Origin of the sequence: Oleiharenicola sp. Vm1, from assembly GCF_047777955.1 — a bacterium.
Taxonomy (GTDB): Bacteria; Verrucomicrobiota; Verrucomicrobiia; order Opitutales; family Opitutaceae; genus Didemnitutus.
Window position 1 is genome coordinate 4,335,978 of the sequence record NZ_CP180537.1, and the last position, 13,332, is coordinate 4,349,309.

The 13,332-nt window shown below is 68.6% G+C and carries 13 protein-coding genes; 7 read left to right on the top strand and 6 right to left on the bottom strand.

What is annotated here, in order from left to right:
- Window positions 1-345 precede the first annotated feature (345 nt).
- The 6 genes from ACMYLB_RS20720 to ACMYLB_RS20745 are packed head-to-tail and all read right to left on the bottom strand — an operon-like array spanning window position 346 to window position 4,105.
- A complete protein-coding gene (locus ACMYLB_RS20720; protein ID WP_415908842.1) occupies window positions 346-1,104 on the bottom strand; it encodes a helix-turn-helix domain-containing protein in 759 nt (252 codons plus the stop codon).
- Between the two features lie 10 nt (window positions 1,105-1,114).
- A complete protein-coding gene (locus ACMYLB_RS20725; RefSeq protein ID WP_415908843.1) occupies window positions 1,115-1,648 on the bottom strand; it encodes a DUF3299 domain-containing protein in 534 nt (177 codons plus the stop codon).
- A 56-nt stretch (window positions 1,649-1,704) separates the two neighbouring features.
- Window positions 1,705-2,160: a hypothetical protein gene (locus ACMYLB_RS20730; protein ID WP_415908844.1), complete on the bottom strand. Its 456-nt coding sequence runs from the start codon at window positions 2,158-2,160 to the stop codon at window positions 1,705-1,707.
- Window positions 2,161-2,196: 36 nt separating this feature from the next.
- On the bottom strand, window positions 2,197-2,340 hold the full coding sequence (locus ACMYLB_RS20735) for a hypothetical protein (RefSeq protein ID WP_415908845.1): 144 nt from the start codon (window positions 2,338-2,340) through the stop codon (window positions 2,197-2,199).
- Between the two features lie 17 nt (window positions 2,341-2,357).
- Complete coding sequence (locus ACMYLB_RS20740; protein WP_415908846.1) at window positions 2,358-3,395, bottom strand: ABC transporter permease; 1,038 nt, start codon at window positions 3,393-3,395, stop codon at window positions 2,358-2,360.
- Window positions 3,395-4,105 (bottom strand): ABC transporter ATP-binding protein, encoded by a 711-nt coding sequence (locus ACMYLB_RS20745; protein WP_415908847.1) that lies wholly within the window; start codon window positions 4,103-4,105, stop codon window positions 3,395-3,397. Before ACMYLB_RS20745 ends, ACMYLB_RS20740 begins: the two co-directional genes overlap by 1 nt.
- Before the next feature lie 137 nt (window positions 4,106-4,242).
- On the opposite strand from ACMYLB_RS20745, the gene ACMYLB_RS20750 reads away from it, so the two are divergent.
- The 7 genes from ACMYLB_RS20750 (at window position 4,243) to ACMYLB_RS20780 (ending at window position 13,332) form a co-directional block, all read left to right on the top strand.
- A complete protein-coding gene (locus ACMYLB_RS20750) occupies window positions 4,243-6,681 on the top strand; it encodes a sodium-translocating pyrophosphatase (protein WP_415908848.1) in 2,439 nt (812 codons plus the stop codon).
- A gap of 103 nt (window positions 6,682-6,784) precedes the next feature.
- A complete protein-coding gene (locus ACMYLB_RS20755) occupies window positions 6,785-7,474 on the top strand; it encodes a GDSL-type esterase/lipase family protein (protein ID WP_415908849.1) in 690 nt (229 codons plus the stop codon).
- Window positions 7,475-7,579: 105 nt separating this feature from the next.
- Entirely contained in the window at window positions 7,580-8,116 is a 537-nt protein-coding gene (locus ACMYLB_RS20760; protein ID WP_415908850.1) for an RNA polymerase sigma factor, read from the top strand.
- Window positions 8,113-8,859 (top strand): FecR family protein, encoded by a 747-nt coding sequence (locus ACMYLB_RS20765; protein WP_415908851.1) that lies wholly within the window; start codon window positions 8,113-8,115, stop codon window positions 8,857-8,859. Before ACMYLB_RS20760 ends, ACMYLB_RS20765 begins: the two co-directional genes overlap by 4 nt.
- A complete protein-coding gene (locus ACMYLB_RS20770) occupies window positions 8,856-9,173 on the top strand; it encodes a DUF4974 domain-containing protein (RefSeq protein ID WP_415908852.1) in 318 nt (105 codons plus the stop codon). Before ACMYLB_RS20765 ends, ACMYLB_RS20770 begins: the two co-directional genes overlap by 4 nt.
- 195 nt (window positions 9,174-9,368) lie before the next feature.
- A complete protein-coding gene (locus ACMYLB_RS20775) occupies window positions 9,369-12,116 on the top strand; it encodes a TonB-dependent siderophore receptor (RefSeq protein ID WP_415908853.1) in 2,748 nt (915 codons plus the stop codon).
- 103 nt (window positions 12,117-12,219) lie between these two features.
- Window positions 12,220-13,332 carry an SGNH/GDSL hydrolase family protein gene (locus ACMYLB_RS20780; RefSeq protein ID WP_415908854.1) on the top strand — a complete coding sequence of 371 codons (1,113 nt, stop codon included), beginning with the start codon at window positions 12,220-12,222 and terminating at the stop codon, window positions 13,330-13,332.

Here is a 13,332-nt window from a genome sequence, read left to right on the forward strand (position 1 = left end):
AGGCGCCCTCGCCGGCCCCGGATGGGCCGGGCGCCGGGCGCACCGTCGCCGGTTCGAGGATGCGCGGCTCGAGCTGGTGGCCTTCCGCGTTGACGCGGGCGGCCCAGGCCGAGACCTCGCGCTGCCGCGCGGCCAGGTCGGCCGGGGTGAGTTCACGGGGGATTGCCGGAAGAGGATGACGAAGGTTTTCATGGGACGGGTGGGCGCGGCGCCCCGCAGCGCGGGCGCGGCGATTCCCAGGAGGGCGAGACCAAGCCAGGCTGCACGAAGAGGCGACGACATGCCCGCACTCTACCGCGGCGGCACGCGTCCCGCTTGAATAAATTCGGCGCCGCCGGCCGGCGCTCAGTTCGCCGCGAAGAACCGGGACGGCGCGGCGCCGGTGACGCGCTGGCAGTCGCGCGCGAAGTGCGCTTGATCGGCATAGCCCGCGGCGTGGGCCACGGTGGTGAAGTCGAGGCCGGTGCCGGCCAGGCGCGCGGCCTCGCGAAAACGGACGAGCGCCGCGAATCGCTTCGGCGTCAGCCCCACTCCGCGACGGAAACTGCGCTCGAGCGCGCTTTGGCTCAGTCCCACGTGCCGCACCAGCGCGGCGATCCGCGCTCCCGCCGGCCGGGCGTGCAACCACGCCGTCGCGGCGGCGAGCAGCGGGTCGGGCCGGCGCCCCGCCAGCAGGGAGCGGAACAGGCCGTCCAGCCGGCGCACGCGGTCCGCGTCGCTCGGCGCGGCGCGCAGGCGCGCGGTTTCCTCGGCCCAGTCGCGGCGGCCCAGGCCCGCCTCCGCCAGCGCGACGGTGCGGTTGGCGAATTCCTCCAGCGGCACGCGGAACAGCGCCGCCGCCCCTGCGGGCGTGAAGGCGACGATCGCGACGCGGTTGCCCGCCGCGTGCGCGTGGCACCGCAGCGTCTCGGTGATGCCGGTGACGCTGGCGGCGGGCGCCGGGCCGGCGCCGGCGAGTTCGCAGGTGCCGCGCAGCACGAAGGCGACGAGCGTCCCCGTCTCCGGCAGGTGCGCGTCGGCGCGGGCGGCGGCGTGATCGACCATCACGTAGCGCCGGATGTGGTCGCGCAGGTCGGGACTCGGCGCGTGGACGGTGACCGGCACGGCCCGGAGCTCAACCCTTCGTCTCGAGCAGGCGCTCGCCGTCGAGCTGGTAGATCGCCGCGAGGTAGCCTTCCTCGAAGAGCTCGCCGACCTTCAGCTTGCCCACGAGCGTGATCGGCGTGTCCATCAGCGGCGGGATGCCGCCGTTGCTCATCTTCACCGTCACCCACTCGTTGATGCGCGGCATGACGCCGAAGCAGCACGAGCTCTGGTCCTTCATGAGGAGAAACTCCGTGACTTTGCCGTCCTTGAACTTCGTCGGCAGCATGAAGCCCGTGATCGCGACCTTGCGGGCGTCGAGCTTGCGCACGAAATCCGGGATTTGGTCCTTCGGCTTCGCATCCGCGGCCGGCGCGGCCTTGCCGTCGGGCGTGCCGGTCTCGTAGCCGGGCGGCACGTAGTTGAAGGCGCCGAGCAGCGAGAACTCCACGCGCTCGAATTCCTTCTTCTCGCCGTCGGCGGGTTTCGCGACGGGGTCGGCGCCGCGCACCGTGAGTGCGCCGCAAGCCAGCGTAAGCAACAGGAGTTTCGTGGCAGCCTTCATCGCCGCGCACCGTAGGCGGTTTCGTCGGGGCGTCAAAAGGTTTGGCGGGGGCTGGCTCAATCCCCGTCGTGATCCGCGTTCACGGGAAACGTGAATGCGACGTCCCGGAACACGACGCCGCGGATCTCGAGCGCGGCGAAGCGGCCCTTGAACTCGCCGTCGCGCTTCAGCCAATCCGCCTGGGCGGTGAACTGCGACGTGTCGCCCACGGTCTCCCCGGACAGCTCGTTGGCCACGGCGCCCAGCGCGAGCCTCTCCGTGCGCCCCTTCACCTCGACGGTGAGTTCGAGCGCCTTCGCCGGCAGACGGACGAAATCCTCGGCGTGCGCGCCAAGCACGTAGACGGTGAGCGTGCCGGCCTCGGCGTCGCGCACGAGCTCGAGGTTGAACTGGTGCCGGCCGACCTCCACCAGCGTGCCGCCGTGCGGGGCGGCGTGGACGTGGTGGCCCTCCTGGGCCGGCAGGACGGCCGCCGCGAGCAGTGCGAGCAGGAACGGGAACAGGATTTTCATGCGGAAAGACGGAGGGCGCCCCGGGGCCGGCGGGGTTCACGACACCGGTGCGATCGTCTCCGCGACCGGCACGCGGTAGGCCTTCCAGGCCGGGAGCAGGCCGCCGAGCATGGCGAGCGCGACCAGCGCCGCCGGACCCCAGCCGAAAACCGCGTTCCACCGGAAGGGTTCGAGGACCACCCCGGTCTGCGCCTGGATCACCGACGCCACGCCGAGCGCGAGCGCCGCGAACGCCGCGAAGCCGAGCCCCGCGCCGAGCAGGCCGATCGCCGCGGCCTCGCCCACCACCGCGCCGAACACCGTGCGGCGCCGCGCCCCAGCGCGCGCAGGATCGCGATGTCGCGCTGCCGCGCGCTCATCGAGTTGTAGATGCTCACGAGCACGGAGCCGGCGGCGACCACCGCAACCAGCCACGCCACCAGCGTCAGGACCTTGTCGACCCAGCTGATCTTGGTGAAGAGGTCCGCGACGATGGAGCCGATCGGGTAGGCGAAGGTCATCTTGTTGCCCTGCTTGTTGATCATCATGTCGAGCATGACGCCCGCCGAGGGCGCGCGGAGCTGGATGAGCACGGTGCTGACGTCGCTCGCCGTGCGCGGGTCGTGGCCCGCCATCGTCTGCACGCCGGCGAGCGGGATCCAGAGCACGCGGTCGACCGGCGTGCCGGTCGGCGCGAGCAGGCCGGTGATGGTGTAGACCTCCTCGTGCTTCGCCGCGGCGTCGAAGGACAGGCCGTGGTATGGCTGGAAGGTGTCGCCGACCTTGAGGCCGAGCTTGCGCGCGGCGAGGGCGCCGACGACGGCCTCGCGCCGGCCGGTCTCGAACAGCCGGCCGCCGGCCTGCACCGCGTATTTCCTGCCGGGCGCATACTCGACATCGAAATACTGCGGCGTCGTGCCGACGATGCGCCAGCCGTAGTAATTGTCGCCCACGGCGAGCGGAATGGCGGTCTTGATCGCGGGATGGCGGCGCACCGCCTCGACGTCCTGGGCGGACAGGTTGCCCGGCGAGGCCTCGAGATGGAAGATGGCGTTGAGCACGAGCTGGAGCTTCGAGCCGCGCGCGCCGAGCACGGCGTCGAAGCCGGAATTGGTGTTCGCAAACGTCGCCTGCGACTGGGTCTTCACCACCCAGACGGTCAGCAGCAGGCCCACGGCGAGCGCGATGCTGCCCGCGGTCACGAGCGTCGAGAGCGCGTGCTGGCGGAGCGAGCGGTAGATGAGGTTCCAGATCATCACGCGGCACCTCCGGTCGCGGGCGGCGCGGCGCGGTTCAGGACGCGGAAGTCCTGCACGTTCTCGAACTGCGCGAGCACCGCTTCGTCGTGGCTGACGAGCAGGAGGGCGGCGTCGTTCTCGCGGCAGACCTCGCGGATGAGCGCGAGCGCCTTGCGGCTGTTGCGCGCGTCGAGGTTGCCCGTCGGCTCGTCGGCGAGGACGAGCTTCGGGTGGTTGGCCAGCGCGCGCGCGACGGCCACGCGCTGCTGCTGGCCGGTCGAGAGCTGGCGCGGGAAGTGGTGCAGCCGCTCGCCGAGGCCGACGCGCCGCAGCAGCGCCTCGGCGCGCGCGCGGTCGACGCCGCGGCCGAAGGCCATGCCGAGCTCGACGTTCTCGAGCACGCTGTGTCCCTGGAGCAGGTTGAAGGTCTGGAAAATGTAGCCGATCGTCTCGGCGCGCAGCCGGTCCCGTCCGGCCTCGCCCAGCGCCGCGAGATCGCGGCCGTCGAGCGCGAGGTGCCCCGAGTCCGGCGCGAGGATGCCGGCGATGAGGTTGAGAAAGGTCGTCTTGCCCGTGCCGCTCTCGCCGCGCAGCGCGCGCTGTTCGCCGGCCTCGAGGACGAAGGCCGGCACGTCGACCACGGCGAGGCGGGCGCCGGTGCCGGTTGCGCCCGTCGCGCCGGCGCGCGGGTAGCTTTTCACGAGATCGCGGATGGCGAGGAGCGGCATGATGCGGATTAACGCGCCGGAAACCGAAGATTAAACCCGCTAACAGGTCAACGGTTCCTCCACCTTGACGGAGTTTGCTCTGGCTTGCGTCATATGGCTTTGGCAGTTTCGCGCCACTTCAACCCCACCCCATCGCTATGCTGAACACACACCTCCGGAAGCGGGCAGTGTTGGCTCTGGCCACGCTTGCGTCCGCCATTCCTTCATTTGCCAGCGAAGCTGACATCAAGATCCCCGATCTGACCCAGGTCCATTTCGACGGACTGGGCGGCCTGAGCGGACTGACGCTGATGTATATCGGCATCGCGCTCTGCGCCATCGGCGCGGCGTTCGGCCTCGTGCAATATTCCCAGACCAAGGCGCTGCCGGTGCATGCGTCGATGGGCAGCGTCTCGAACACGATCTGGGAGACGTGCAAGACCTACCTCTTCACGCAGGGCAAGTTCCTCGCCATCCTCTGGATTCTGATCGCGGCGTGCATGGTCTACTACTTCGGCGTGCTGTCGCATAACAGCGCGTTCCACGTCGTCGTCATCCTGCTCGCCTCGGTGCTCGGCATCCTCGGCAGCTACGGCGTCGCCTGGTTCGGCATCCGCATCAACACCGTCGCCAACAGCCGCGCGGCGTTCTCCGCCCTCCAGGGCAACCCGCTCGCCACCCTCTTCATCCCGCTGCGCTCCGGCATGAGCGTCGGCCTGCTCCTCGTCTGCGTGGAGCTGTTCTTCATGATCTGCATCCTGGTCTTCCTGCCGCGCGAGCTGGTCGGGCCGTGCTTCATCGGCTTCGCCATCGGCGAGTCGCTCGGCGCCTCCGTGCTGCGCATCTGCGGCGGCATCTTCACCAAGATCGCGGACATCGGCTCCGACCTGATGAAGATCGTCTTCAAGCTCCCCGAGGACGACCCGAAGAACCCCGGCGTCATCGCCGACTGCACCGGTGACAACGCCGGCGACAGCGTCGGGCCGACCGCCGACGGCTTCGAAACCTACGGCGTCACCGGCGTCGCGCTCGTCGCGTTCCTCGCGCTCGCCCTCGCCGCCAGCGCGCAGCTCTGCGCCATCCTCATCATCTGGCTCTTCGCCATGCGCGCGCTGATGATCGTCACGTCGCTCGTCTCCTATTTCCTGAACGAAATCATCTCGAAGGCGAAATACGGTTCGCAAAAGGACTTCGACTTCGAGGCGCCGCTCACGCACCTCGTCTGGATCACGTCGGCCGTCTCGATCGGCATCACGTTCCTCGCGTCTTACTTCCTCCTCGCGCACCAAACGGGCGGCGTCCAACCCGACCTGTGGTGGGTGCTCTCCGTCATCATCAGCTGCGGCACCATCGCCGGCGCGCTGATTCCGGAATTCACGAAGATATTCGTCAGCACCAACAGCCGCCACGTGAAGGAAGTGACCAACTGCTCCAAGCACGGCGGCGCCTCGCTCAACATCCTCTCCGGCTTCGTCGCGGGCAACTTCTCCGCCTTCTGGATGGGCCTCATCATCATGCTGCTGATGTGGACCTCCTACCACTTCTCGCAAAACCCCGCCCTGCTCGCGCTGCTGCCGGGCAAGTTCGCCTTCGCCGCCCCGATCTTCGCCTTCGGCCTCGTGGCCTTCGGCTTCCTCGGCATGGGTCCGGTGACGATCGCGGTCGACAGCTACGGCCCCGTGACCGACAACGCCCAGTCCGTCTACGAGCTCTCGCAGATCGAGGCCCGCCCGAACATCGCGGCCGAGATCGAGAAGGACTTCGGCTTCAAGCCCGACTTCGAGAACGCCAAATACCAGCTCGAGAAGGGCGACGGCGCCGGCAACACCTTCAAGGCCACCGCCAAGCCCGTGCTCATCGGCACCGCGGTCGTCGGCGCCACCACCATGGTCTTCGGCATCATCATGCTGCTCGAAAACCTCTTCGGCGACGTCGTGCAGAAGCTCTCCATCGTGCAGCCCGAGATCATCCTCGGCCTCATCATGGGCGGCTCCGTGATCTACTGGTTCACCGGCGCGTCCTGCCAGGCCGTCGTCACCGGCGCCTACCGCGCGGTGGTCTACATCAAGGACCACATGAAGCTCGACGCCAAGACCGCCTCCGACAAGGACAGCAAGGAAGTCGTCCGCATCTGCACCGAATACGCGCAGAAGGGCATGTGGAACATCTTCATCGTCGTGTTCTGCTTCGCCCTCGCGCTGCCGTTCTTCAACGCCTACTTCTTCATCGGCTACCTGATCGGCATCGCGTTCTTCGGCCTCTTCCAGGCCATCTTCATGGCCAACGCCGGCGGCGCCTGGGACAACGCCAAGAAGATCGTCGAGGTCGAGCTCCGCCAGAAGGGCACCGACCTCCACGCCGCCACCGTCGTCGGCGACACCGTGGGCGATCCGTTCAAGGACACGTCCTCCGTCGCGATGAACCCGGTGATCAAGTTCACCACGCTCTTCGGCCTCCTCGCGGTCGAGATCGCGGTCACCATGAGCAACGTCACCGCGAAGCATGCCATCGGCGCGGTGTTCTTCGTCATCGCCCTCGTCTTCGTCTGGCGCTCGTTCTACGCCATGCGCATCCCCGACGAGAGCGCGAAAGCCTGAATCCTGCGGGAGGGGCGGTTGCCCTCAACCGCCCTCCTGCCCTTCCCGAGGCCGCGGCCCCCGCCGCGGCCTTTTTGTTTTCCCGGCGGGACGCGAAACGGCGTTGAGCCGGCGCGCGAACCCCGCACGCTCCCGGCATGAGCCGCCTGCTGTCGTTCCTGTTCGCCGCCGTGCTGTCGCTCGCGACCGCGCACGCCGCTCCCCGCCGCTCCGTGTCGCCTGCCTCGGCGACAGCATCACCGAGGGCTACGGCACCGGCGATCCCGTCCACAAGTCCTACCCGGCCCAGCTGGCCGGCCTCCTCGGCGCCGGCTACGAGGTGCGCAACTTCGGCGTCGGCGGCGCCACCCTGCTCGACAGCGGCGACAAGCCTTACCGGTCCTTGCCCGCCTTCGCCCAAGCGTGCGCGTTTCAGCCCGAGATCATCGTCATCGGCCTCGGCACGAACGACAGCAAGCCGCAGAACTGGCAATTCCGCGACCGCTTCGTCGCCAACTATGTCTCGCTTCTCCGCCAGCTGCGTTCGCTGCCGTCGAAGCCGCGCCTCTTCATCTGCCAGCCGATGCCCGCGTGGCCGCCGAGTGGCTGGGGCATCTCGCCCGAGGTGATCGAACACGAGCTCCGCCCGATGATCGCCGACCTCGCCCGCGCCGAAAGCACCGGCCTGATCGATCTCTTCACGCCGATGCGGGACCAGCACGCCAACACCCCGGACCACGTGCACCCCAACGCCGAGGGCGCCGCCATCCTGGCCCGAACCGTGGCCCAGGCGATTCGCCCGCCCAACCCGTAGCCGGCCGCGGCCGAATCGCCTTTCGGCAATATTTCGCCTCCCCCTTTAGTCATTTCGCCGCCCTCGCGTGTCTCAGGGGCACCCCGGACTTATCTTTTTTCGGCCATGCCCCCTGAACCCACAGAAGAAGGACGCTGGTTCGCCGAGCACCTGCTCGTGCACGAGCCGCAGCTGCGCGCCTGGCTGCAAAGCCGCTTCGGCTCCAACGTGCCGGTGAACGACGTCATCCAGGAGGCCTACCTGCGCGTGCTGCGGAGCCGCCAAACCGAGGCCGTCAACGCCCCCAAGGCGTTCCTGTTCGCGACCGCGCGCAACCTCGCCCTCAACGCCGCCCGCAGCGCCAAGGTGCGCGGCGAACATTTCTCCGGGTCGCTCGACGACACCGAGTTGCTCGACGAAAGCGCCAACGTGCGCGAAACCGTCGCCCACTACGAGGAACTGGAAATCCTCACCAAGGCGATCCAGTCGCTGCCGGACCGCTGCCGGCAGATCTTCACGCTACGGAAAGTCTACGGTCTGTCGCAGACGGACATCGCGCGAAAGCTCGCCATCTCCCCGCGCACCGTGAATGCCCAGCTGGCCATCGGCCTCAACAAATGCGCGGACTTCGTGGGCAAGTTCTGCGAGAAAGGATCGGCATGAACCCGCCCGACTCGCCCTCCGGGGCCGCGCGCCACCAACGCATCCGCGAGGAAGCCGCGGCGTGGATCATGAAGCGCGACGCCGGCTTCACCGCCGCGGAGCAGGACGAATTCTTCGAGTGGCTGGCCGCCTCGCCGCAGCACGCGGAGGCCTACACCGCGCTCCAGGCCGTCTTCCAGCGGATGGACGTGATGGTCGAGTGGCGGCCGCTGCACGCGATCGAGCCGAATCCGGACCTGCTCGCCTCGCCGCCCGCCCGGCCCCACCGGCGCCGCACCCTCGCCTGGCTCGGCGGCATGGCCGCGGTGCTCGCGTTGGGTCTTGCGCTCTGGTCCACGCACACCGCCGATTCCTCTCCCGTGCCCACGCGCCTCGCCGCGGGCGACTCCGCACAATCGTCCGAACGGCACGCCCTCGAGGACGGCTCCGTCGTCGTGCTGAACCGCGGCGCGCAGGTGGCCGTGCGCTTCGAAGCCCGGCGCCGCGTCCTCGACCTCGTCTCGGGCGAAGCCTACTTCCAGGTCGCCGAGGACAAGTCGCGCCCGTTCGTCGTGCGCGTCGGCGGCGTCGCCGTCACCGCGGTCGGCACGGAATTCAACATCGCCCTGACGCCCGATCACCTCGAGGTGCTCGTCACCAAGGGGCGCGTGCGCGTCGATCCTCCGTCCGCCCCCGTCCCGCCCCGGGAGCAGCCCCGGCGCCGGTGGCGGTGGAGCAGACGCTCGACGCGGGACAAGGCGTGATCGTCCCGACCGACGGTCCGGAGACGCCGTGGATCGTGGAGACCTACACGCCGCAGCGCGTGGAACAGAAGCTCGCCTGGAAAAACGACCTCGTCGACTTCCGCGCCGTGCCGCTCTCCGAGGTCATCCTCGAATTCAACCGCCGCAATCACACCCAGCTGGTGATCGGCGACGAGGGCCTCGGCCAGGAGCCGATCAACGGCAAGATTCGCCTCGGCAACCTCGACAGCTTTCTCGAGATGCTCGACGTGACTCACCACATCCAAGCCGAGCGCCACGGCACCTCGAAGATCGTGTTGCGGCGCGCGCCGTGAACGCCGCCCGCGCGCCGTCGCTCGCCGACGCCGCGCGCAGGAACCCACGGCCCGCGCTCGCCTCCCGTCTCGTTCCCCGCTTGCTCGAACCCCTCGTTTCCACGCTGCTGCTTAGTCATCCATGATCTTCCAGGTGTCTTGGAGGGCGAACCCCCGCCTTCGTGCGCCTGACCCTGTTATCTCCTCCCACCGTTGATGCTGTTCCGGCGTCTCGCGCGCTCCGTCTGGCTGCCGCTCCTCGTGTTGCTGCACGCGGTGGGCGCGAGCTTTGCCGCCCCGACGCCGACGGCAGACTTTTCCCTTCCGGCGGGTCCCGCGCACGAGCGCCTGAAGCTCGCCGCGCAGCAGGGCAACGTCGAGGTGCTGATCTCGACCGACGTGCCGGAGTCTGCGACGACGCGCGCCGTGCAGGGGCGTTTCACGCCGCAGGAGGCTTTGGAGCGGATGCTCGCGGACACCCCGTTCGCGGCCGTCCCGGTTAGCGGCGGCAAGGCATTCGGCATCCTCCGCAAATCGCCGCGCTCGGCCCCGCGCGCCGACGGCGAAAGCAACCACCCTGGCTCCAACCCCAAACACCCTTCTTCGATGGACACCTCCCCCGCGACTCCGCGGAAAACCTGGCTCTCGGCCGCGCTCAGCGCGCTCGCTTCGTTCGCTTTCACCGCTCCTCCTCCCCTCTCCGCGCAAGAAAAGGCGGCGGAGACCGTGGTCACCCTCAACCCGTTCGAGGTCCGCGCCGCCGGCGAGTCCAGCCTCTGGACCGTCAACCAATCCTCCGGCGGCACGCGCGTGGCCGTGCCGATCAAGGAGCTACCCTTCTCGCTCGACGTGCTGACCACGCGCTTCATGGACGACTTCATCGTCAGCGATCTCGGCGAAGTGCTCTCGCAGGTCGGCAACGTCTCCGGCCTCGAATCCTACACCGGCGCCGGCTCGGGCAACTCGATCCGCGGCTTTTCCCAATATTACCAGCTCCGCAACGGCTTTTATCGCAATGGCGTCATCGACAAGACGCTGGTGTCGCGCGTCGAGGTCATCAAGGGCCCCTACGCTGCCATCTACGGCCGCGGCGAGCCGGGCGGCGTGATCAACTACATCTCCAAGCGCCCCGTTTTCGGCCAGAACTCCGGCCAGGCGCTCGTCGAGGTCGGCCAGAACCGCACCGGCCGCGTCCAGCTCGAGCACAACCTCGCGCTCGGCCGCCGCACCGCGCTCCTGCTCGCCGGTTCCTACGCCGAGCGCGAGTTCGACCAGATGTTCACCTACGAGCGCACGCGCAACTTCGGCGCCGTCCTCCGCCACCTCCTCACCGATCGCACGGAGCTCCTGCTCGAATACGAGCACATGTTCCGCCGCAACAACCGCGGCCGCCCCGTGATCGACATCCGCATCGACGGCCTCGATCCCACCGATGGCACGCGCAACAAATACACCGGCGAGTTCGCCTACGATTTCATGAGGCAATACGGCTGGGTGAACACGCTCGGACCGACGACCTACAGCGACCGCCAGCTCGACACCGTCAACCTCACGCTCATCCACCAGTTCTCCTCCGACATCAGCCTCCGCGTCGCCTACAACGACTCGAAGACGACGCAGGACTACGACTACACCGCCTTCGGCGGCTCCACGATCCTCGTCAACCCGACCACGCGGCAGTTCACGCGCTGGGCCACGGTCCCATATCCGTTCTGGCGCCAGCTCCCGTCCGACGTGAAAAACCTCCAGGCCGACCTGACGGTCAACTTCGCCACGGGTGCGGTGAAGCATTCCACGCTGCTGACCTTCGACTACTCGAACCAGATCGACAGCCGCATCTCGGAACGCGCCCCGCGCGGCGTGGCGAGCGACGTCTACACCGTGACCTACACCGGTCCGATTCCGAACTACACCAGCGACGCCGGCTCCCTGCACGGCCCGCGCACCGATCCGATCCCGGCTTTCAACACCTCGATCAACCACCGCGACACGCCGCAATACTACACCTGGCTCCAGGAAAACCGCAGCCTCGACTACGACATCACCGGCGTGTTCCTGATGCACCGCGCGCGTTTCCTGAACGACAAGATCCTCGTCATGGCCGGCGGCCGCTACGACACCGCGAAGACGACCATCACCGGCCGCCTCAGCCCCGACAAGGTCACGGTCACCGACCAAACGCAGTCCAAGGTCGACGACTTCACCTACAACGTCGGCCTGAACTACTATGCCACGCCGTCCACCGTCCTCTACGGCTCGCACTCCACCTCGTTCAACCCGAAGGGCGACGTCTACTCGAACACCGGCAAGCCGATGCCCAACGAGCGCGGCGACGGCTGGGAAGTCGGCTTCCGCACGCAGTTGCTCGAGGAGCGATTCGACGTCGGCGCGAGCTACTTCCACATCGAGCGCCAGAACGTCCGCATCGCCAATCCCGACTTTGACAGCGCGGTCGACAATCCCGCGGAAAAACCGCAATTCATCGCCGGCGGCCTCGACCGCTCCCAGGGCTACGAATTCTACGCCAACGGCAAGGTCACCGACGCCCTCTCGCTTCGCGTCTCGGTCGGCACCGTCGACGCGCGCCACATCAAGAGCCTCGATAAATGGAAGGAAGGCCTGCACCTCGTCCGCACGCCGGAGTGGAACTACGCCGTCGGCGCGAGCTACCGCGTGCGCAGCGGCCCGCTCAAGGGCCTCAGCCTGAACGCCGCGTATCGCGCCCAAAGCGGCTACCGCCTCCTGGACCAGACGCCGTCCACCACCGACCTGCGCTACAAGCTGCGCGCCGAGGAGGGCGGCATTCTCGATCTCGCCGCCGGCTACAACTGGAAGACCGGCCCGCGCCTGAAGCACACGATCCGCGTCGCCGTGAAGAACGCGCTCGACGACATCTTCATCGAAGGCAGCGGCTACTTCACGCTCGGCCGCCAGTTCACCAGCTCCTACACGCTCGAATATTGAGCCCGCGCCGCCTCGGCCGAGGCGGCAGCCACGTCCTCCCACCCGCCGCCCGCGCGAAGCCATCCCGCGCGAGCGGCCCCAGGAATCGCCTCCGCCTGCGCACATGAAAAATCGCTTCCGCCTGCTCTCGTTCCTTGCCGTCGCTGTGCTCCGGTGCGGCGCCGAGGTCCCCGAATCGTCCCCGGCGGCCGAGCCGCCCGGCCTGGTCTGGCACCGCGCGGCCGATTGGGGCGTCGAAGGCCGCGCTCTCCCGGAGGCGAAGCGGCTCCGCTGGTTCGACCGCCTCCCCGCCACCGCACAAAATCGCGTCACGGCCAAAGTGTGGACGCTCAGCCGCGACAGCGCCGGCATGCTCGTGCGCTTCCGCACCGACGCATCGACGCTCTGGGTCGACTACACCTTGCTGCGCGGCCCCAACGCCGGTGCGAACCAGACCGCGATCGGCGCCAGCGGCGTCGACCTCTACGCGCGCGACGGCGCCGGCCGCTGGCGCTGGGTCGGCGTCACGCGACCCACGAGCCCCCACGTCCGCCAGGAACTCGCCAGCGGCCTCGCACCCGGCGCGCGCGACTACGCCCTCTACCTGCCGCTGCGCAACGGGGTGGAGGAACTCACCATCGGCGTGCCCGCCGACGCGAAATTCGAGGGCCTGCCGCCGCGCGCGACGAAGCCGATCGCCTTCTACGGCACGTCGATCACCCACGGCGCCAGCGCCTCGCGCCCCGGCATGACGCACGTCGCCATCCTCGGCCGCCGCCTCGACCGCCCGGTGGTGAACCTCGGCTTCTCCGGCAATGGCCACATGGACGCCGCGGTCGGCGAGGTCCTCACGCAAATCGACGCCGCGATCTACGTCATCGATTGCCTGCCGAACATGAACCCCGCGTCCGTCCGCGAGAAATGTCCGCCGCTCGTCCGCCAGCTCCGTGCCGCCCGCCCCGGCACGCCCATCGTGCTCGTTGAAGACCGCCGCAAGCCCAACGTCTGGGTGCTGCCGGCGCGCGACCGCTTCCACTCCGAAAACCACGCCGCGCTGCGCGAGTGCTTCGAAAAGCTCCAGCGCGAAGGCGTCACCGGACTCTACTACCTGCCCGGCGACGCGCTGCTCGGCGACGACGCCGAAGCCACGACCGACGGCTCGCACCCGAGCGATCTCGGCTTCGTCCGCCAGGCCGACGTCTTCGAGCCGCTCCTGCGCCAAATTCTCGGCCCGTAG

What these genes read in the sequence shown, in the direction of transcription:
- ACMYLB_RS20740 (WP_415908846.1), bottom strand. Translation starts at nt 3,395, where the DNA reads ATGATCTGGAACCTCATCTACCGCTCGCTCCGCCAGCACGCGCTCTCG.
- ACMYLB_RS20760 (WP_415908850.1), top strand. Translation starts at nt 7,580, where the DNA reads ATGCCCCCTGAACCCACAGAAGAAGGACGCTGGTTCGCCGAGCACCTG.
- ACMYLB_RS20725 (WP_415908843.1), bottom strand. Translation starts at nt 1,648, where the DNA reads ATGAAGGCTGCCACGAAACTCCTGTTGCTTACGCTGGCTTGCGGCGCA.
- ACMYLB_RS20730 (WP_415908844.1), bottom strand. Translation starts at nt 2,160, where the DNA reads ATGAAAATCCTGTTCCCGTTCCTGCTCGCACTGCTCGCGGCGGCCGTC.
- ACMYLB_RS20780 (WP_415908854.1), top strand. Translation starts at nt 12,220, where the DNA reads ATGAAAAATCGCTTCCGCCTGCTCTCGTTCCTTGCCGTCGCTGTGCTC.
- ACMYLB_RS20750 (WP_415908848.1), top strand. Translation starts at nt 4,243, where the DNA reads ATGCTGAACACACACCTCCGGAAGCGGGCAGTGTTGGCTCTGGCCACG.
- ACMYLB_RS20775 (WP_415908853.1), top strand. Translation starts at nt 9,369, where the DNA reads ATGCTGTTCCGGCGTCTCGCGCGCTCCGTCTGGCTGCCGCTCCTCGTG.
- ACMYLB_RS20745 (WP_415908847.1), bottom strand. Translation starts at nt 4,105, where the DNA reads ATGCCGCTCCTCGCCATCCGCGATCTCGTGAAAAGCTACCCGCGCGCC.
- ACMYLB_RS20765 (WP_415908851.1), top strand. Translation starts at nt 8,113, where the DNA reads ATGAACCCGCCCGACTCGCCCTCCGGGGCCGCGCGCCACCAACGCATC.